This window comes from Streptomyces sp. NPDC059909, assembly GCF_042730885.1.
Lineage (GTDB): Bacteria > Actinomycetota > Actinomycetes > Streptomycetales > Streptomycetaceae > Streptomyces.
On record NZ_JBHWKX010000045.1, the window covers coordinates 1 to 19,736 of the forward strand.

Annotated in this window: 13 protein-coding genes and 1 pseudogene; 11 read left to right on the plus strand and 3 right to left on the minus strand. The window is 68.7% G+C overall.

Annotation, left to right across the window (positions count from 1 at the left end):
• Together ACFV9O_RS26645 and ACFV9O_RS26650 are read left to right on the plus strand one after the other, a co-directional pair.
• The coding region (locus ACFV9O_RS26645) for a zinc ribbon domain-containing protein (RefSeq protein WP_385422014.1) at nt 1–252 on the plus strand (252 nt) is incomplete at its 5' end.
• Nucleotides 253–367: 115 nt separating this feature from the next.
• Nucleotides 368–493 carry a hypothetical protein gene (locus tag ACFV9O_RS26650; protein ID WP_385422017.1) on the plus strand — a complete coding sequence of 42 codons (126 nt, stop codon included), beginning with the start codon at nt 368–370 and terminating at the stop codon, nt 491–493.
• A gap of 104 nt (nt 494–597) precedes the next feature.
• Here ACFV9O_RS26650 and ACFV9O_RS26655 read toward each other — a convergent pair whose 3' ends face one another.
• Together ACFV9O_RS26655 and ACFV9O_RS26660 are read right to left on the minus strand one after the other, a co-directional pair.
• A complete protein-coding gene (locus ACFV9O_RS26655; RefSeq protein ID WP_385422019.1) occupies nt 598–2,892 on the minus strand; it encodes an immune inhibitor A domain-containing protein in 2,295 nt (764 codons plus the stop codon).
• Between the two features lie 177 nt (nt 2,893–3,069).
• Nucleotides 3,070–3,347, minus strand: a pseudogene (locus tag ACFV9O_RS26660) (N-acyl homoserine lactonase family protein); the annotation flags it as partial.
• A 364-nt stretch (nt 3,348–3,711) separates the two neighbouring features.
• On the opposite strand from ACFV9O_RS26660, the gene ACFV9O_RS26665 reads away from it, so the two are divergent.
• Both ACFV9O_RS26665 and ACFV9O_RS26670 read left to right on the plus strand, forming a co-directional pair.
• Nucleotides 3,712–4,182 (plus strand): MarR family winged helix-turn-helix transcriptional regulator, encoded by a 471-nt coding sequence (locus ACFV9O_RS26665; protein WP_385422111.1) that lies wholly within the window; start codon nt 3,712–3,714, stop codon nt 4,180–4,182.
• A gap of 298 nt (nt 4,183–4,480) precedes the next feature.
• On the plus strand, nt 4,481–4,891 hold the full coding sequence (locus ACFV9O_RS26670; RefSeq protein WP_385422023.1) for a hypothetical protein: 411 nt from the start codon (nt 4,481–4,483) through the stop codon (nt 4,889–4,891).
• Between the two features lie 367 nt (nt 4,892–5,258).
• On the opposite strand, the gene proP is transcribed toward ACFV9O_RS26670, so the two are convergent.
• Nucleotides 5,259–6,650 (minus strand): glycine betaine/L-proline transporter ProP, encoded by a 1,392-nt coding sequence (gene proP, locus ACFV9O_RS26675; protein WP_385422113.1) that lies wholly within the window; start codon nt 6,648–6,650, stop codon nt 5,259–5,261.
• A 669-nt stretch (nt 6,651–7,319) separates the two neighbouring features.
• Between proP and ACFV9O_RS26680 the strand changes: the two genes are divergently transcribed.
• The 7 genes from ACFV9O_RS26680 to ACFV9O_RS26710 all read left to right on the plus strand — a co-directional run bounded on the left by ACFV9O_RS26680 (nt 7,320) and on the right by ACFV9O_RS26710 (nt 19,612).
• On the plus strand, nt 7,320–8,501 hold the full coding sequence (locus ACFV9O_RS26680; protein WP_385422025.1) for an ROK family protein: 1,182 nt from the start codon (nt 7,320–7,322) through the stop codon (nt 8,499–8,501).
• An 89-nt stretch (nt 8,502–8,590) separates the two neighbouring features.
• Entirely contained in the window at nt 8,591–10,444 is a 1,854-nt protein-coding gene (locus tag ACFV9O_RS26685) for an alpha-galactosidase D (protein WP_385422028.1), read from the plus strand.
• Between the two features lie 198 nt (nt 10,445–10,642).
• Nucleotides 10,643–13,060, plus strand: a complete 2,418-nt coding sequence (locus ACFV9O_RS26690; protein ID WP_385422031.1) for a glycoside hydrolase N-terminal domain-containing protein — start codon at nt 10,643–10,645, stop codon at nt 13,058–13,060.
• Between the two features lie 92 nt (nt 13,061–13,152).
• Entirely contained in the window at nt 13,153–14,304 is a 1,152-nt protein-coding gene (locus tag ACFV9O_RS26695) for an SGNH/GDSL hydrolase family protein (protein ID WP_385422115.1), read from the plus strand.
• A 320-nt stretch (nt 14,305–14,624) separates the two neighbouring features.
• The gene (locus tag ACFV9O_RS26700; RefSeq protein WP_385422033.1) at nt 14,625–16,001 is read left to right on the plus strand and encodes an RICIN domain-containing protein; all 1,377 of its coding nucleotides are present in this window, start codon (nt 14,625–14,627) and stop codon (nt 15,999–16,001) included.
• 81 nt (nt 16,002–16,082) lie between these two features.
• Nucleotides 16,083–18,347, plus strand: coding sequence for an RICIN domain-containing protein (locus tag ACFV9O_RS26705; protein ID WP_385422035.1), 2,265 nt, complete (start codon nt 16,083–16,085; stop codon nt 18,345–18,347).
• 35 nt (nt 18,348–18,382) lie between these two features.
• Nucleotides 18,383–19,612 carry a ThuA domain-containing protein gene (locus ACFV9O_RS26710; RefSeq protein ID WP_385422117.1) on the plus strand — a complete coding sequence of 410 codons (1,230 nt, stop codon included), beginning with the start codon at nt 18,383–18,385 and terminating at the stop codon, nt 19,610–19,612.
• Nucleotides 19,613–19,736: the final 124 nt, after the last annotated feature.

The window sequence follows — 19,736 nt, forward strand, 5'->3', positions numbered from 1 at the left end:
CTCGAAGAGCACATCCGGTACAAGGCCCGGCGGGCCGGGGTACCGGTGATCTCGGTGGACGCCCACTACACCTCGCAGATGTGCCCCAGATGCGGACACACGGCGAGGCACAACCGTCCCACCCGGGACACCTTCTGCTGTCGTCGGTGCGGGCTCGCTGGCCCTGCCGACCACGTCGCCGGGGTCAACGTGCGCAACCGCGCACGCTCGGCGTGGGTCCTCGTCAACGGACCCGTACCACAAAGGACCTGAACACCTCCTTTCGTGGTGGATGCGACCCGTGGCCGTCCCGTCGTAGGGGGCAGCCGGGAGCGCGACAAGGTGTAGACGACCGAGTCAACAGGCTCGGTCGTTTACGGCCGAGAAGTTGACCGCCGGCACGTTCAACTGGCCGATCGCCCTCAGCGAGCCTGGCCATGTCGACGAACGCATCAAGACCGCGACGAGAAACCTCTTCACCCGCATGATCACGCCCCGTGGTCAGGCGGTTTGAGCAGGACCGGTGGCAACACGCGGGAGCCCCCGTTGAGAGGCGTGGCGCGACAACGGCCGGGACACGCGAGATGTCCCGGCCGTCGTTGCGGTGATGCCGAGCCGTCAGTGCACGGGCGGGTTGACCACGTTGATGGTCAGGTCGTCGGCGGCGTCACCGGTCACGGTCACCTTCACGCCGTGCCCCGCGACCTTGACACTGGCCTGGGGGTTGGCCGTGCTGTAGTACGCGTCGGGGTTGCTGTCGTCGAACACCGCGATACCGGGATTCGAGGGTGCGCATGCCTCCCTCGTCACCACGGTCTGATGGGCGCCGTTCCCGGACAGCACCTCCTTGTGCAGGCAGGTGGCGTCGGTGGCTTCCAGCCCGAACGTCGCGTCGAACGGCTGCCGCCGGTTACTCGGGTAGGTGCCGTCGCCGTACGTGAACGGCTCCGGACGGGCGTCCACCACCATGGACAGGCCGCCACCGGGGTGGGCGCTGACGTTGTTGTCGTCGAACGACCTGTCGACGTACCAGACCAGCATGCCGTTCTGGAAGCGGAAGAACTCCACCCAGTCCGGTGCCGTGACGCCCTTGCTGAACTGGTACGGCCCTTCGGCGAGGAGCTTGTCGCTGCCGACGTACTCGCGGTTCTCCACCAGGTAATAGCGCGGGTAGGTGGCGGACTCGGTACCCGTCGAGATCTTCCAGCGTCCGTCCGCGGTCCACCCGTTGAGCCCCTGCTCGACGTCATCGGCGACCAGCGTCGTCCCGCCGGCCGCGAAGGCGATGTCGTCCAGGAAGGCGCCGGCGAAATGGACTCCGCCGTCGGTCTGGTAGCGGAAGCGGAAGAGGGACGGCTTGCCGGAGGCGTCGTACGAGAACCGCAGCGTCGTCCACTTGCCGGCGGAGTCGCCGTCGACGGGGGAGCCCGCGCGCACCCAGCTCGTACCTCCGTCGAGGGAGTACTCGGCGAAGAGGTAGTCGAAGTTCTTCTCGATGTCGTACCAGGCCTTCGCCGTCACGGTGATGCGCGAGGCCGCCGGGAGCGATCGGGTGACCGACTCGTTCAGCCCGTCGGCCGAACCGGTCCACCAGGCGTGCGTCCCGGACGGCGGCGTCGCGTACACCGTGCTGGACGCCTTGTCCGGCAGATTGACCCGGACCGCCTGGTCCTTGCCGTCGACCTGCAGTTGCGCGGGGTTGAGGGTGAAGGTCCCCGATGTGCCGGTGGCGACAGTGCTGTAGTCCAGCCAGCCCAGGAACAGCTTCTCCTCGGCGCCCATCAGACCCGGACTGGTGCCGATGCCCTCGTTCGCGGCGGCACCGTGCCCGAGCCAGGAACCGCTGCTCATCAGGGTCCAGAACGCGGTGGAATTCTCGCCGCCGCCGGTGTCGTAGTAGTCCGGCAGGCCCAGGTCATGGCCGAACTCATGGCAGAAGACGCCGAGTCCGCCGTTCTCGCCCTCGGTCGTGTAGTCGCCGAACCAGTACTTCGACTGGCCGATCCGGGCACCGCCCGCCTTGTTCTGGTCGCTGCCCACGACGGGGCCGGTCAGTCCGAAGTCGTCACCGTTGACGTACCAGCGGTGCGACCAGATGGCGTCCTCGCCCTGCGCACCGCCGCCGGCGTCCTCACCCATGCCGGCGTGCACCGCCTGGAAATGGTCGATGTAGCCGTCCGGCTCGTCGAAGTCGCCGTCGTGGTCCCAGTCGTTGCGGTCCCACACATCGAACTGGGCCAGATAGGCGTCGATCTCCGCGGGGGTCTTTCCGGCCGCGATCTGGGTGTTCCACCACGCGTCGCCGGTGTCCTGGATGAAGTCCCACGAACCGCCGGTGTCCTCGCGGGCATTGTCGCCGTACCAAGAGGCGTTGTAGGGCACCTTGACCCAGTCGGACACGGTGTTGGTCACCGAGTACCGGCCGTTGGAGAGCGCCTCGTAGTAAGTCCGCATCGACTCGCCGGCGTTGTTGAAGAAGTTCTCGTAATACGCCTTGCTGAAGTCCGGCACCCACGCGTTGGAGTTGTCCACGGTCCGGTCCGGCTGCGGTATCTGGTTGTGCTGCGGGCCGGGCACGGTGCCGTACCGGCCTGAGCTCTTGTCGCCGAATTCCGAGAGGATGGTGAAGATCTTGTCCTGGCGGACCGTCGTCGTCTCCACGAACTTTCCGGGCGCGAGCTCGACGACACCCTGTGCGTCGGCCTTCGCTTTGCCCCTGGCTACCTTGTCGATCGCCTGTCGGCGCATGTCGGTGCGCTGCTTCGTCAACGGCCCCGGGCGGTTGTCCGCCCGGGTCGTCGTGGCCCGCGGCGCGTCCTGGGTCTCAGGCGCGGCCACGGCGGGCTGCAGCCCGGCGGCCAAAAGGGCTGTGAGCGCCGACCCGAGGGCCATGCTCACGGCGAGTCTCTTCACTGGCGGTCCCTTCGAAGGGTTCGTGTTGTTCCGCTCTCGGACACGGATCGACCTCGAACGAGCGCCGCAGAGTCTGGCATGGACATGTGGCCCGCGGGGAGCCCTCGGGAATGAGTTCGGTCGTTGCACGCCACCGCCTCGCAACGTGGCAGGGAGTTGGCCGACCCGACCGTGGATTCAGAAGTTGCTGTGCGACGGTTCCCGGACCGAGCAGTCGTGGGCGAAGAGCACACGTCGCGCATCGAAGTCGGCAAGTCACTCCAGCCGGTGCTGGTAGGGAGGGAGTGGCTGGTCCACACGTGACGTGCGGCCTGGCGGGCCGGCTGGTCCGATGCGAACCGGGAGGCGAAGTCGCACGCCTGCCGGCAAGGACAACGGTGCCGTCGCCCTGCCGGAGAACCAGCGACTGATGTCCTGGGGGTGTGGCCGGGTGTCGGAATGATCCAGACGCCCGGCTGCGTCGACGCCCATTCACTCGACGGGCCAGTGGCCCACCGAAGCCGGCGTCCAGGCCGGTCCGAGATCCGGACCCTTCACGGGGCCAGATCCTCGTCGACCACCAGGGCCGTCACGACAAGAGCATTCAGCCGGGTCCACACCGGAGTGCGGCGTACCGCCGGGGCGGGGCTGCGCGATCCTCGTGCATGGCTTGCCGCTGCCCCGCCAAGCGAGCTCCCGGGGCAGCGCCGACTCGGCGCCGGACTCCCATTCGACCGCTGGACTCACATCCAGTATCGTTGACCCTTCACCATCATCGATATGACTCGATGATCACCAGGGGATAACGGTTTCCCCCTTGATACGATGGGTTTGGTGATGATGAACGTGGACCTGACCGACACTCTTGAAGCCGATCCCCTCGACCGGCTCGGCTTCCTGCTTGCCCGACACGGCGCCATCGCCAGCGCTCGCGTGGAGCACGCCTTCTCGCTGTGCGGACTGACACCTCGCCAGGGTGCGACGCTGATGCTGCTCGGCAAGTCGGGGAACATGAGCCAGCAAGGCGTGGCGGGGGCCCTCGAGGTGGACCCGAGCATCTTGTGCGGGATCCTCAACGACCTGGAGTCTGCGCAATTCGTCGAACGCCGACGTGATCCGGCCGACCGGCGCCGGCACATCGTGACGCTCACCGACGCAGGCAGCCGCGTCCTGGCGAAGGTCCAGGAAGCCATCACCGAGGTGGAGCAGGAGCTGTTCGCGGACTTCAATCCCGAGGAGCTCTCGACGCTACGGAACCTCCTGATCCGGGTGAGGACCTCCAAGAGCGATCCGGTCTGCCTCGAGCACTGATCCACCCGCCACCAGGCAACTCTGGGGCCACGGGCGTTCCCGTGGCCCCTTTGGCGTTGCATGGCCAGGCCTCCCCTGACGCCCGGATACGGGCGAGCCGCGCCGAGCCTTCCGAGCCTCCCGGGCAGCTTCATCCCAATGAGTCGACAGTCACATCAACTCATTCATTTAAACGCCTCAACGATCTGATAGCGTCAATGCATGACGTCGATTAGCCGTATCGGCCACTGACCACGGCACAGCACGTCGATCGTTCGTCGCCCCCTCGACGAGGCGGGCGGAGCAAGGAGGCAAGACCATGAAGAAGCTCATGTCGCGAATCGCCCTCGCAGCCGCCGCTGCCACCGTGGCCGGCAGTGCCCTCGTCGCCGTCGGGACCCCCGCTTCGGCGATGGAGCGCAGTGACCAGAGCCTGACCCGCACCACAGACTCTCGCTTCGAGCACCGCCTCGCCGAGATCAGCGAGGGGTGGTCCCTCTGGGACGGGCGTCGCGATTGGCACGGCGAGCGGGACCATCAGGGTCACTCGTACTGGCGCTCCGGCGACAACAGTCGCCAGCTGCGCTATGACGGCCACCGTGTCTACCACTGGACCGATGGACAGTGGGCCGCCGTCGCCCCGGCGGACGAGTACGAATACGGCTTCGACCGCTGGCACTTCGACCAGCTCTGGTCCATCTACTCCGTCGAGAACCGTCGCAGCATCTGAGCGAGCCCGCTCGCAACGTCCCACCCGGAGAGCACCATGCAGCAATCAACCCGCCTTATCAATGCCTTTCGCCGCCTTCGGCCGATCACGGAATTCGGCACCGGCCGACACCGTGGACAGCCGGCGTCCGAGCGCCCTCCCGCCATGGTCCTGCCCGGGAACGGGCGGCATCGCCGTACGGAGGCCGACGCCGTCCGCACCGCCGCATGACCCGCCCCGGCGAGGCTGACGACAGGACGAGCCCCTGCTGCGACCGGACCCGGCCGGCGGGGCGCACAGCCACTGAGCACTACCACGCGCTGTGGCGACCGGCCCAGGCCGACGGCTGTGCGGTCCTCGGCCGGACCCACGCACGCGCCCCGGCGCGCTAAGCCCCCCGGAGGGCCCGCGCCTCCGCCTCCGACTCCACGGCAGGAGCGGACCCGGGCAGGGGACGCCCGGCGGACTCCGCCATGAACCACACCGCCGCGCCGCCGATGATCGCCGCGGCCATCATGTAGTACGCGGGCATCATCACATTGCCCGTCGCGCCGATCAGGGCCGTGACCACCAGCGGCGTCGTACCGCCGAAGAGCGAGACCGAGACGTTGAAGCCGATGGACAGGGAGCCGTAGCGGACGCGGGTGGGGAAGAGGGCCGGGAGGGCCGAGGGCATCGCCGCGGTGAAGCAGACCAGCAGCAGGCCCAGCGCGCCCATGCCGAGCGCGATGGCGAACAGGCTGCCCTGACGGATCAGCAGCAGCGCAGGGATGGAGAGGAAGAAGAAGCCCGCGCAGCCGGCGGCGATCACCGGACGGCGGCCGATGCGGTCCGACAGCGCGCCCGCGAACGGCTGCACGATCATCATCAGCGCCATGACACCGAGCACGACCAGCAGGCCGTGGGTCTCGTCGTAGTGCAGCTCACTCGTCAGATAGCTCGGCATGTAGGACAGGAGCATGTAGTCCGTGACGTTGAAGATCAGGACGAGGCCCATGCACAGCAGCAGAGCCTTCCACTGCCCGGTGATCATGTCCCGCAGCGGCACCTTCGGACGCTCGCGCTCCTGACGCGCCGCCTTCTCCAGCTCGGCGGCGAACGCCGGGGTCTCCTCCAGCTTCGTCCGCAGATAGAGGCCGATGACGCCCATCGGGCCCGCGATCAGGAACGGGATGCGCCAGCCCCAGGACAGCAGATCGTCGGACGACAGCAGTGCGGTCATCAGGGTGACGAGGCCCGCACCGGCGATGTAGCCGGCGAGCGTGCCGAACTCCAGCCAACTGCCGAAGAAGCCACGCTTCCTGTCGGGCGCGTACTCCGCGATGAACGTCGTCGCGCCCGCGTACTCGCCACCCGTCGAGAAGCCCTGTACCAGCCGGGCCGCGAGCAGCAGGATCGGCGCGCCCACGCCGATCGTCGCGTACGAAGGGATCAGGCCGATGGCGAAGGTGCCCGCGGCCATCATGATCATGGTGAGGGCGAGGATCTTCTGGCGGCCGATGCGGTCGCCCAGCGGGCCGAAGATCATGCCGCCGATCGGGCGGACGAGGAAGGCCGCGGCGAAGGCGCCGAAGGTGGACAGCAGCTGGGCCGTGGGGTTGCCGGACGGGAAGAAGACCTTGCCCAGCGTCACGGCGAGGTAGCTGTAGACGCCGAAGTCGAACCACTCCATCGCGTTGCCGAGCGCGGCCGCCTTCACAGCGCGCTTGACGAGCGCGGGGTCGGTGACGGTGGCGTCCGCGGCTGTGCCCCGCCTTTGGTGGGGGACCGTGTTCTGGATCGGTGCGAGGGTGGTGGCGCCCGGCAAGGTTCCGCTCGCCTGCCTTTCGGTCGACTGCAAGGACAAAAGCCGCCCATATCGGAATATCGGACGGCCGGAGATCGACCATAGGCGCAGATCCCCACCCTGCGGACCGCGAGCGGTCGGTAGCCGTGTGTACCGAAAGGGCCCTTGTCGAGGCACGACGGTGGCCTCCGCGGCTGCCACGGCGCCGGCCGATTGTGATGCATGTCGCGGGCCCTGGGTGCAACTGCCTCGGTCCGTGACGCCGCCACTGGCGACAGTCACCGGCGCCTGTCCGGTCCATCGGGCCGGGGCGGGCCACACCTCCGCGGCCTGTCCGGTTCACCTGACCGAGGGTCGATTGCTACGGCCGCTCCCGCACCAGGTGGACCGACGTGCTCGACCAGTCCCCGGCCGCTCCAGGGCGAAGCGGACCTGCAGTGACGGCGGCACGAAGCGAGCGCCGCCGTCGGTAGTTCCTCGCCCACGCCCGGCCGGCCTTCGAAGCTACTGTGCGGCGGCCCGGGCGAAGTTCGCCATGGATCACCCGTCAATGCCCCGTGTTCATCTGCTATTTGACGGCTCAGCATGCCAGGAACTCAAAGTTCCCACGAATCCTGCTTCTTTCATTGACAGTAGAAAAGAATGAACCATAGGTTCCCGGCCATGCACTCGACCCCTCGCCCGGAGGTGTTCCCGGCCCATACGCCGGCCGCCCCTCAGGTCTTCACCATCGTTCTGTCCCACGGTCCGCTGACCCGGGCGGAGATCGCACGACGGGCGTGTCTGTCCCCGGCGGCGGTGACCAAGGTGGTCCGGCCGCTGATCGAGGCCGGATACCTGGTGGAGGACGTCGACGAGGAGTCCCGGCCCGCGCTGGGACGGCCGGCGAACCCGGTCCGTGTCGACGGCGGCCGGGCCCTGTTCATCGGGGTCAAGGTGACCGGCGACGAGATCATCGCCGTGCTGACCGACCTGTGCTGCCGTGTCCGCGTCGCCCGGCACGTACCGCTCGACGACCGCGAACCGAAGGCCGTTCTTGCCGCGATGAGCGATCTCGTACACGAACTGCTCACCGAGGCCGAGGGGTTCGGGGTGCAGGTGCGGGGCGTGGGCGTCGCGGTCTCGGGTGATGTGGACCGGACCGCCGGGATGGTGCGGTACTCGCCCTTCCTGGAATGGCGGGAGATCCCGCTGGCGGAACTGGTCACCATGACCACCGGACTGCCGGTCACCGTCGACAACGACGTACGGGCGCTGACCGTGGCCGAGCAGTGGTTCGGCGCGGGAGTGGGCCTGTCCGACTTCGCCCTGGTGACGGTGGGCGCCGGCATCGGCTGCGGCCTCGTCGTGGGCGGGCGGGTCGTCTCCGGCGCGCACGGGGTGGCCGGCGAGATCGGGCACCTCTCCCTCGACCCGGCGGGCCCGCAGTGCCACTGCGGAAACCGCGGCTGTGTGGAGGCGATCGCCGCCGACTCCGCGATCGTCCGCGACGTACGGACCGCCACCGGGGTCCCGGTGTCCGACGCCGCCGAGGCCCTGGAGCTCGCCCGCCGCGGCGACCCGGGGGCCAGGGCGGTGTACGCGCGGGCGGGCGAGGCCATCGGACGCGCGATCGGTTCCGTGGTCAATCTCCTCGGCCCCGAGCGAGTGGTCATCTCCGGCGAGGGACTCGCGGCCTACGACCTGTTCGCCGAGCAGATCCGCGATGCGTTCGCCGCATCCGCCTTCGGCACCGCCTCGCGATGCGACGTCAGGACGCGTCCGCTGCCCTTCGAGGAGTGGGCGCGGGGGGCCGCGGCCACCGCCATCCAGTCCTTCATCAGATCAGACACGCACAAGGAGTAGCGATGACGCTGCAGAGCCGCAATCCGTCACCGGCGCCGGCCACGGCCGGGCCCGGACGCCGCAGTGGGGCGACCCAGGAGGTCCGACCCATGCGGTCATCCCCCGGCCCCGCCTTGTCCGTACGCCCCGCCCGTCCCGGCCGCCGTACCACGGGGACACTGCTCGTCCTGGCCCTCACTGGGGGCCTCACCGTCCTCGTCCCCTCGGCCGCCGGCACGACCGCCGCCGCATCCGCCCCAACCGCCACATCCGGCACGACGAGCGGCGGCGTCGCGGCCAAGCCGTACATGGGCTGGACGAGCTGGAGCATGCAGTCCTCGAAGTACCCCGGTCTCAACCCCGACGGCGACTACAGCTATCTGACCGAGAAGAACGTCCTGAATCAGGCCGACGCCATGGCCGCCAAGCTCAAGCCCTACGGCTACGAGTACGTCAACATCGACGCCGGCTGGTGGCGCGACATGGCGTGGAAGCCTCGCTTCGACGAATACGGCAGGCAGGCCGCGGACCCCGTCCGCTTCCCCCGCGGGATGAAGGCCGTCGCCGACCACATCCATGCCAAGGGCCTGAAGGCGGGCATCTACCTGCCGGTCGGCCTGGAGAAGGAGGCGTACGGCGAGGGCAAGGTCCCCGTCTGGAACGCCGAGGGCTGCACGACCGCCGACATCGTCCACGGCGATCTGCGCACCACCAACGGCTGGGACAGCGCCTACAAGATCGACTTCTCGCGTCCCTGCGCCCAGAAGTACATCGACTCCCAGGCACGGATGTTCGCCGACTGGGGCTACGACTTCCTCAAGCTCGACGGCGTCGGACCCGGCTCCTTCAAGTCCGGCGAGAACTACGACAACGTTGCCGACGTCGCCGCCTGGCAGAAGGCGATCGCCGCCACCGGGCGCCCCATCCATCTCGAACTGTCGTGGTCGCTGGACAGAGGCCATGTCACCGACTGGAAGAAGTACTCCAACGGCTGGCGTATCGACACCGACGTCGAGTGCTACTGCAACACGCTGGTCAGCTGGGAGAACTCGGTCGACGACCGCTTCGACGACGCCCCCGCCTGGACCCGCCACGCCGGCCCCGGCGGCTGGAACGACCTGGACTCCCTCAACGTCGGCAACGGCGAGATGGACGGACTCACCAAGGCCGAGCGGCAGAGCTACGCCACGCTGTGGACCGTCTCCAAGTCGCCGCTCTACACCGGCGACGACCTCACCCGTCTCGACGCGTACGGCCTCTCGCTGCTCACCAACCCGGAGGTCATCGCGCTCAACCAGGGCGGCACTCCGCCGGCCCGACCCGTCACGCCCGCGGGTGACCAGCAGGTGTGGGGTGCCAGGAATCCCGACGGCACCTACACCGTGGCCCTGTTCAACCTCGGTGACGCTCCCGCCGCCGTGACCGCCGACTGGCCCGCGTTCGGGTTCACCGGCAAGGCCAGGGTCCGCGACCTGTGGAACCGCGAGAACCTCGGCACGTACCAGAACAAGATCACCCAGGCGCTGCCCGCCCACGGCTCCCGCCTGTTCACCGTCACCCCGCAGGGCCCGGCCCAGCCCAAGACCGTGTACGAGGCCGAGGCGGCGGTCAACACCCTCAGCGGCAAGGCCTCGGTCGCCGACTGCGGCGCCTGCTCCGGCGGGAAGAAGATCGGCAACCTCTACCTCGGCGGCAAGCTCACGATGAACGGCATCCACGCCGACAAGGCGGGGCGGTACGTGGTCGACATCGCCTATGTCAGCGGCGACGCCCGCGCCGTACGGATCTCCGTGGGCGACGGCGGATTCACCAGCCACAAGTTCCCCTCCACCGGGGACTGGGGGACCGTCGAGACCGTGAGCGTCCCCCTCGACCTCAAGGCCGGCGCCAACACCATCACCTTCGACAGCGGTGACGGCTACGCCCCGGACATCGACCTGATCCGCGTACCGGACCCGTCCTGAGCAGCGGCCGATGGCTCGGCCCGGACATGGGGGCCGGGCCCCCGGCACCTCTCTGCCCCTGCCCCTGCCCCTGCCCCTGCCCCTGCCCCTGCCACACAGCCTGGCCCCGGACCCTGCCGCGGCCCCTGCCTCACCGCCCCGGCACGCCCGCCTGCCCGGAACCCGGGCCTACCCGCACACCCCGGAACGGAGTGCACCGTGAACACCCAGCGCACCGACCAGCCGGAACACCTCCCCAGCCGCCGTGGCCTGCTCTCCCTCGCCGCCGCGACCGGCACGCTCGCGGCCCTCGGCGGACTGCCCGCCTTCACCGCCTCCGCCGCACCGCAGCGGCCCACCGCATCCCCCCTGCTCGCGAAGGACGACACCACCGAACTGTGGTGGCAGGCCCCCGCGGACGACGGGTCGATGATCGAGCAGGGCCTGCCGGTCGGCAACGGCCGACTCGGCGCGCTCGTCGGCAACGACCCCGGCAGGGAGCGCCTTTTCATCACCGACGCCACCACCTGGACCGGCGGCCTCAACGACACGCTCGACGACGACGGCCAGTTCCCCTACGCCCGCGAGAACTTCGGCTCCTTCACCCTCCTGGCGAAGCTGACCGTCGACATCCCCGACCACGACATCTCCGCGGCCTCCGACTACCGTCGCACCCTCGACCTTCGTCAGGGCCTGGTCAGCGCCGCGTACGTACGCTCCGGCGTGACCTACCGGCGCCAGATCTTCGCCAGCCGGCCCGACGACGTCCTGGTCGCGCACTTCACCCAGAGCGGCGGCGGCCGCTACACCGGGACCATCAGTCTCGACGGCACCCACGGTGAGACCACCACCGGCTCACCGGCGGGCCGGTACGCGTCCTTCGGCGCCGCCTTCCCCAACGGTCTGCGGTACGGGGCAGCCGTCACCGCCTACGGAAGCGGCGGCACCGTCACCGTCGACGGCCCGCGGATCACCTTCAGGAACTGCACAACCCTCACCGTCGTGATCAGCGGCGGCACCAACTACGCCCCCGACGCCGCCAGGAACTACCGCGATCCCGACCTCGACCCCCAGAGGCTCGCCCGCACCAAGGTCCTCCAGGCCGCCGGGTACTCCGCGAGCACCCTGCTCCACACCCATGTGGCCGACCACCGTGCACTGTTCGAGCGCATGGATCTCTCGCTCGGCACCTCCACCGCCCCGCAGCGCGCGATGGACACCTGGGAGCGGCTCAAGGCACGCGCCGTCGACGGTGACCCCGACCCTGAACTCGAGACCGCCTACCTGCAGTACGGCCGCTATCTGATGATCGCCGGGTCCCGGGGCAGCCTCCCCCTGAACCTCCAGGGCCTGTGGCTGGACGGCAACGACCCCGACTGGATGGGCGACTACCACACCGACATCAACCTCCAGATGAACTACTGGATGGCCGACCGGACCGCCCTGTCCGACTGCTTCGACGCCCTCACCGACTACTGCCTCGCCCAGCTGCCGTCCTGGACCGAGCTCACCCGCAGGCACTTCAACGACCCCCGCAACCGCTACCGCAACTCCACGGGCAGGATCACGGGCTGGACCGTGGCCATCTCCACCAACGTCCACGGTGGCATGGGCTGGTGGTGGCACCCCGCCGGAAACGCCTGGCTGTGCAACTCCCTGTTCGAGCACTACGAGTTCACCCAGAGCCGCTCCCACCTCGCCCGTATCCAGCCGATACTCAAGGGCGCATGCGAGTTCTGGGAGGCGCGGCTGCTGACGACCACCGTCAAGGACCCGGAGACGGGAGCCGAGAGGGAGGTCCTCATCGCCGACAGCGACTGGTCGCCCGAGCACGGCCCGCTCGACGCCAAGGGCATCACCTACGCCCAGGAGCTCGTATGGGTCCTCTTCGACAACTACCGGACCGCGTGCTCCGTCCTGGGCAAGGACGGCGCGTACGCCAGGACCGTCGAGTCCCTGCAACAGCGGCTGTATCTGCCCCGCGTCAGCCCGAAGACCGGCTGGCTCGAGGAGTGGATGTCCCCCGACAATCTCGGCGAGACCACCCACCGGCACCTCTCTCCGCTCGTCCAGCTCTTCCCCGGCGACCGGATCCGCCCCGACGGCTCCACCCCGAAGGACCTCGTCGACGGCGCCACCGCCCTGCTGGCCGCCCGCGGCATGGAGAGCTTCGGCTGGGCCAACGCCTGGCGCAGCCTGTGCTGGGCCCGGCTGAAGAACGCCGACAAGGCCTACCAGCTCGTCGTGAACAACCTCCGCCCGTCCACCGGCGGCAGCAACGGCACCGCTCCCAATCTCTTCGACATCTACGACGTGGGAGGAGGACGCGGCATCTTCCAGATCGACGGCAACTTCGGCACACCCGCCGCAATGATCGAGATGCTGGTCTACTCCCGTCCCGGCCACCTCCAACTGCTCCCCGCCCTGCCCGCCGCCTGGGCCGCATCGGGACACGTCACCGGCGTAGGCGTCCGTGGCGGCTTCGTCGTGGACCTCCGCTGGAAGGACGGACGGCCCACCCGGGTCACGGTCAGCAGCGTCGGCGGCCGCACGACCACCATCTCGTACGGGGGTACCTCTCAGGAGATCACCCTGGCGCCGGGACGGTCCGTCACGCTGTACGACCTGGGGCGGTGACCGGCGTGCACCGGAGCACCTCCACCCTGGGCGACACTCGCCGCACGCGCCGGCTCGCCGCCCTGCTGGCCCCTGTGGTCACCGCGGTCTGGCTGTTCGTCACCCCAGCCGGTGCCGCCCCTGCCACGACGCACGAGGTCGTCACCTGGGGCGCCAGCGCCGACCGCATGGGCGACGCCGTCCCCGACCGCAGCTACCGGCTGATCGTCCGCACCAGCACGGCCGGCACCGGAGCGCGCATCCGTCTCTCGAACGCCTTCGGCGACCGGCCCGTCACCTTCGACAGCGTCCACGCCGGCCTCCAGAAGACCGGCGCCGCCCTCGTCCCCGGAAGCAACAGGCGCCTGACCTTCGGCGGCAGCCGGTCCGTCACGGTCGCCGCCGGGCACACGGTCCACAGCGACCCGCTCCCCGGAGGTCTGCCCGCGGCGAGCGCCCTCGTCATCAGCCTGCACGTCTCGGACGCCGGCGGGCTCGCCACCGGCCACGGAATGGCGATGCAGACCTCATACACCACCAGCGGCGACCACGCGGCCGAGGAGAGCGCCGACAGCTGGACCGAGCGGACCGGCTCCTGGTACTACCTCGACGCCGTCACCGTACGCACGAGGCCGGAGGCCGGTGCCGTCGTCGCCCTCGGCGACTCCATCACCGACGGCTGGCAGTCCACGGCCGACCTCAACCGCCGCTGGCCCGACTACCTCGCCCGCCGCCTCCAGGCCACCGACAGCACGCCGATCAAGGGGGTCGCCAACGAAGGCATCTCCGGCAACAAGGTCCTGGCCGACGGGGCAGGGCAGAGCGCCCTCAACAGACTCCAGCGCGATGTGCTTTCCCACCCCGGGGTCCGCACCGTCTTCCTTTTCGAGGGCGTCAACGACATCAAGGCGCACACCGGAGTCACCGCCCAGGACATGATCGCCGGCTACCGCGAGATCATCGACCGCACGCACGCCGCCGGCAAGTGCATCGTCGGAGCGACCATCGCGCCCTTCAAGGGCTGGTACGAATGGGACGCGGCGGCCGAGGCCGTGCGTCAGCAGGTCAACGAATTCATCAGAACAAGTGGTGAATTCGACGCCGTCACCGACTTCGACCGCACCCTCCGCAGCCCCTACGACTCCGAACGCATCCTCCCGTCCTTCGACGGAGGCGACCACCTGCACCCCAACGACAAAGGCATGCAGGCCATGGCCGACTCCGTGGCCATCGCTTCCCTCACCTGCCCACGGCCCTCGGCGTAGGAGGTCAGAGCGCGTTCAGGATGTGAACGTTCACATGAACGAATTTGATGAGCGGCACCCTGACAGCCCCTCAGGGTGACATGAGGCTTCAGAAGTTACACGCAACGTCTTGACGCGCCTGGTCCAGACCTTTAGTTTCACCGGTCAACAACCGTCACGCGTTCAAGTATCTGATCGAAGGTCAATCTCATGCTCAGACAGCGACATTGTCCTGGTGCGGCGCGCATCAGGAAGCGTTCGTTACGCACCGTCCCCCTGCTGGCCGCGATCCGTTGGACCGCGCCCCGCTGACCGAGCTACGCAAGGGAGATCACCCCCCCATGAAGATATCCCTCGACCGGCGTCCGGCCCTGTACGCGGCGGCGCTCGCCGTCGCGGCGAGCGGACTCACCGTTGCCACCGGATCACCCGCCACCGCGGCCACTGGACGCATCACCGGGATCGGCGGAAAGTGCGTCGATGTCGCCGGTGCCAACACGGCCAACGGCACGCCCGTCCAGCTCTACGACTGCAACGGCACCGCAGCCCAGACGTGGGACGTCGCCGCCGACGGCACCGTCAAGGCGCTCGGCAAGTGCCTTGACGTCGCCTCGGGCGGAACCTCGAACGGCACGGTCGTCCAGCTGTGGGACTGCAACGGCACCGCAGCCCAGCAGTGGACGGTGACCGCGGCCCACGACATCGTCAACCCGCAGGCCGACAAGTGCCTGGACGCCACCGGCAACAGCTCCGCCAACGGCACCAGGCTGCAGATCTGGACCTGTACCGGAGCCGCCAACCAGAAGTGGACCGCGCCGGGCGCAGGTGGCACGGACCCGGTGCCCGCCGGGAACATGGCCGTCGCGCCGTACCTCTACAACGGCTGGGGCAGTCCGCCGAATCCGACGACGGTCATGAACGCGACCGGGGTGAAGTGGTTCACCCTCGCCTTCGTCCTCAGCAACGGCTACTGCAACCCGCAATGGGACGGAGGCCGCCCTCTGACCGGCGGCGTGGACCAGCAGACGATCAACACCGTGCGGGCGGCCGGCGGCGACGTGATTCCGTCGTTCGGCGGGTGGAGCGGCAACAAGCTGGAGAGCAGCTGCTCCAGCGCGGCCGAGCTGGCGACCGCGTACCAGAAGGTCATCAACGCCTACGGTCTCAAGGCCATCGACATCGATATCGAGGCCGCGGCCTACGACAGCCCGGCCGTCCAGCAGCGCACGGTCGACGCGCTGAAGGTCATCAAGGCGAACAACCCCGGCATCACGGTGTACGTCACCTTCGGCACCGGTCAGAACGGCCCCGACACCAGCCTCATCAGCAAGGCGGCCGCCTCCGGGCTGACCGTCGACAGCTGGACGATCATGCCGTTCAACTTCGGCGGCAACGGCCAGAACATGGGTACCCTCACCGTCCGCGCCGCCGAAGGCCTGAAGACCGCGGTCAAGAACGCCTACGGATACAGCGACGACCAGGCCTACCGGCACACCGGCATCTCCTCGATGAACGGCGTCACCGACGTCGGCGAGACCATCACCCCCGCCGACTTCCGCACCATCCTCGGCTACGCCCAGCAGCGGCACCTGGCCCGGCTGACCTTCTGGTCCGTCAACCGTGACCGGCCCTGCACCGGAGGCGGCGCCGACAGCTGCTCGGGCGTCCCGCAACAGCCGTGGGAGTTCACCCAGGTCTTCGCCTCCTACAACGGCTGACTCCGACTCCCCCGGCACCTCCCCGGCTCCTCCCGGCGCACATGCGTACACCCCACCCCTTCACCCCCCACAGGAGTAATCGTGCTCCCATCCAGGCGCGATCGCGCGCCACGACGTCAGGCCCGCGCGGCGGACCGCGCAACACGATCCCTGACCGCGGCACTCGCCGCCGCGGCCGTCGCGGGCTCGGCCCTCGTTGCGCTGCCGTCCTCCCCTGCCGGCGCGGCGTCCACGGCACCCACGGCATCGGTGGCCGCCGCCGCACTGCCCAGCAGCTGGACCACCGTGGTCAACGCCGGCAGCGGCAAATGTGTCGACGCCCGCGCCGCTGGGACCGCCAACGGCACCGCGGTGCAGCAGTACACCTGCAACAACACCACGGCACAGCACTGGAGCTTCACACCCACGAGCGACGGCTACGTCCGGATCAACAACCGCAACAACCCCGAACAGGTCGCCGACGTCAGCAACGTGTCGACCGCCGACAACGCCGCCGTGCACCTGTGGGCGTACGGCGGCGGCAACAACCAGCAGTGGCAGCCCGTGGACGAGGGCGGCGGCGCGTACCACTTCGTCAACCGGCACAGCGGCAAGTGCCTCGACGTGCCGTCCGCGTCCACCGCCGACAGCGTCCAGCTGGTGCAGTACACCTGCAACGGCACCGCCGCCCAGCGGTTCCAGGTGGCGCCGGTGAGCACCCAGCCCGGTGATGTGGACCTCGGCCCCAACGTGGTGGTCTTCGACCCGTCGACGCCGTCGTCGACCATCCAGAGCCGGCTGAACTCGATCTTCCAGCAGCAGGAGACGAACCAGTTCGGCTCGCAGCGTTACGCGGTGATGTTCAAGCCCGGTACGTACAACAACGATGTCAACGTCGGCTTCTACACCCAGGTCCTGGGCCTGGGCCAGTCACCCGACTCAGTGACGATCAACGGCGCGGTCCACGTCGAGGCGGACTGGTTCCCGCCGCAGAACGCCACGCAGAACTTCTGGCGCGGAGCCGAGAACCTCTCGGTCAACCCGTCGGGCGGCACGGACCGCTGGGCGGTGTCGCAGGCCTCCGGTTACCGGCGGATGCATGTGCGCGGCAATCTCGAGCTGAGCGACGGCGGGTGGTCGAGCGGCGGCTTCATGGCCGACACGAAGATCGACGGTCAGGTGCGGTCGGGCACCCAGCAGCAGTGGCTGACCCGCAACTCCCAGCTCGGCAGCTGGACGGGATCCAACTGGAACATGGTTTTCGTCGGCAGCCAGGGTGTGCCGGGCAACACCTTCCCCAACCCGCCGTACACGACGGTCGCCCGGACACCGACGGTCCGTGAGAAGCCGTTCCTGTACGTCGACAACGACGGCGCCTACCGGGTCTTCGTGCCGTCCCTGCGGACCGACTCGACGGCCACGACATGGGCGAGCGGGAACACTGCGGGGGCCTCCCTCGGCATGGACCAGTTCTTCGTGGTCAAGCCGGGCGCCACCGCGGCCCAGATCAACGCCGCGCTCGCCGAGGGAAAGAACCTGCTGGTCACGCCCGGTGTCTACCACCTGGACCAGACACTTCGGGTGACCCGGCCCGACACGGTGGTCCTGGGCCTTGGTCTCGCCACGTTCGTCCCGGACAACGGAATCACGGCCATGACGGTCGCCGACGTCGACGGGGTGAAGATCGCCGGCGTCCTCTTCGACGCTGGCACGACCAACTCCCCCACCCTGGTGGAGATCGGCCCCGCCGGTGCCTCCGCCTCCCATGCCGCCAACCCGACTTCCCTGCACGACGTGTACTTCCGCGTCGGCGGAGCCGCCGTCGGCAAGGCCACCACCAGCCTGGTGGTCAACAGCGACCACGTCATCGGCGACCACATGTGGATCTGGCGCGGCGACCACGGCTCCGGCATCGGCTGGAACACCAACACCGCGGACACCGGCCTGATCGTCAACGGTGACAGCGTGTCCATGTACGGGCTGTTCGTCGAGCACTACCAGAAGCACCAGACGATCTGGAACGGCAACGACGGACGCACGTACTTCTACCAGAACGAGATGCCCTACGACCCGCCCAACCAGGCTGCCTGGATGAACGGTGCGACACAGGGTTACGCCGCCTACAAGGTGGCCGACTCCGTCACCAGCCATCAGGCATACGGGCTCGGCAGCTACTGCTTCTTCAACGTCAACCCGAGCGTCACCGCCGAGCACGCCTTCGAGGTCCCCAACAACCCGAACGTGCGCTTCCGTAACATGGTGACCGTCTCACTCGGCGGCACCGGCACCATCCGGCATGTGATCAACGACCGGGGCGGTCCCTCCAACTCGTCCACCAACGTGGCCAATCTGGTGAGCTACCCGTGAGGCGGCTCGCAGCCCGGCTGCTGATCCTGCTGGCGATGGTGACGGCAACGACCGCGGCCCCGGCACAGGCCGCCCCGGCCGCCCCTGCCTTCAAGGTGATCGCCTTCTACAACGGAACGTGGGACGCGGCACACATCGACTTCGTCAAGGAGGCCAACGAGTGGTTCCCGCGCGCCGCCGCGGAGAACAACTTCAGCTACACCTCCACCACCGACTGGGAGCTGCTCGCGAACGGAGGAGTGAACGACTACCAGGTGGTGCTGTTCCTCGACGACGCGCCGCAGTCCGCCGCCCAGCGCGCCGGCTTCGAACGCTACATGCGGGCAGGCGGGGCGTGGCTGGGCTTCCACGTCTCGGCGTTCACCACGAACGCGGACGGCTGGCCGTGGTACTACAACCAGTTCCTCGGGAGCGGGAACTTCCGGTCCAACACCTGGGGCCCGACGACCGCGGTGCTGCGCACGGAGAACCCCACGCACCCCGCCGCTTCGGGACTTCCCGCCACATGGACCTCGTCGGTCAGCGAGTGGTACAGCTGGGCCAACGATCTGCGCAGCAATCCGGCCATCAGGATCCTCGCGTCGGTCGACCCCGTGAGCTTCCCGCTGGGCACCGACCCCGACCAGTCCTGGTACAGCGGCTACTACCCGATCCTGTGGACCAACACCCAGTACAGGATGCTGTACGCGAACTTCGGGCACAACGCGATGGACTACGCGTCCAACACGCGTCTGTCCTCGACTTTCGCGAGCCCGGCGCAGAACCGTTTCCTGATCGACGGGCTGAAGTGGCTCGGCGGCGCGGGCGGCTCCCCCGTACCGGATGACCCCATCTCCGAGACATCGTGGTACTCACTGGTCAACGGTGGCAACGGATGGTGCGTCGACGCACGGTCCGCCGCCACCGCCAACGGGACGCCGGTCCAGCAGTACACGTGCAACGGCACCGTGGCCCAGCAGTACCAGTTCCGGGCCACGGACAGCGGGTACTACCGGATCGGGGTGCGCAACAGCCCGCAGCAGGTCATCGACGTCACCGATGTGTCGACGGCCGAGAACGCCCCGCTGCAGCTGTGGTCGTATGGGGGAGGCGCCAACCAGCAATGGAAGCCCGTACGTGAGGCCTCCGGCCGCCATCACTTCGTATCCCGGCACAGTGGCAAGTGCCTCAGTACAACGACGGGCGCCCCGATCGGGACGCCGTTGGTACAACGGGTCTGTGACGGATCGGGGGCGCAGAGCTTCCAGCTGACCCTGCAGCAGTAAGTCCCCCGGTGCGCCGAGGGCGGGACCGGGGGAGGGCCCAAGGGGGGGAGGGGCAAACCCCCCCCGATCCCTTAAGGGAGCACAGGCTTGTGGGTGGTAGGGGTGGGTTTTTTGTTGGGTGGAA

Coding starts and splice junctions, on each gene's coding strand:
- ACFV9O_RS26710 (WP_385422117.1), top strand. CDS start 18,383: ATGGTGACGGCAACGACCGCGGCCCCGGCACAGGCCGCCCCGGCCGCC.
- ACFV9O_RS26685 (WP_385422028.1), top strand. CDS start 8,591: ATGCGGTCATCCCCCGGCCCCGCCTTGTCCGTACGCCCCGCCCGTCCC.
- ACFV9O_RS26665 (WP_385422111.1), top strand. CDS start 3,712: ATGAACGTGGACCTGACCGACACTCTTGAAGCCGATCCCCTCGACCGG.
- ACFV9O_RS26670 (WP_385422023.1), top strand. CDS start 4,481: ATGAAGAAGCTCATGTCGCGAATCGCCCTCGCAGCCGCCGCTGCCACC.
- ACFV9O_RS26680 (WP_385422025.1), top strand. CDS start 7,320: ATGCACTCGACCCCTCGCCCGGAGGTGTTCCCGGCCCATACGCCGGCC.
- ACFV9O_RS26700 (WP_385422033.1), top strand. CDS start 14,625: ATGAAGATATCCCTCGACCGGCGTCCGGCCCTGTACGCGGCGGCGCTC.